Source organism: Streptococcus sp. SCPM-O-B-15294 (M123), assembly GCF_058200455.1.
The window spans coordinates 1-253 of the sequence record NZ_JBYQGU010000035.1; the positions used below are offsets into that span (position 1 = coordinate 1).

The following is a 253-nucleotide window of genomic DNA, read 5'->3' on the forward strand; positions in this document are numbered from 1 at the left end:
ATGGCGCGAGACGGAATCGAACCGCCGACACATGGAGCTTCAATCCATTGCTCTACCAACTGAGCTACCGAGCCAAATATTGCGGGAGCAGGATTTGAACCTACGACCTTCGGGTTATGAGCCCGACGAGCTACCGAGCTGCTCCATCCCGCGTTAATATTAAGGAGGATGTGGGATTCGAACCCACGCACGCTTTTACACGCCTGACGGTTTTCAAGACCGTTCCCTTCAGCCGGACTTGGGTAATCCTCCA

At 54.2% G+C, this 253-nt stretch carries 3 tRNA genes; all 3 read right to left on the bottom strand.

Going from position 1 to position 253, the window contains the following annotated elements:
• Nucleotide 1 precedes the first annotated feature (1 nt).
• Nucleotides 2-74, bottom strand: a tRNA-Phe gene (locus AC3E8G_RS10300).
• Between the two features lie 5 nt (nucleotides 75-79).
• Nucleotides 80-153, bottom strand: a tRNA-Met gene (locus AC3E8G_RS10305).
• Nucleotides 154-162: 9 nt separating this feature from the next.
• A tRNA-Ser gene (locus AC3E8G_RS10310) sits at nucleotides 163-252 on the bottom strand.
• Between the last annotated feature and the right edge of the window lies 1 nt (nucleotide 253).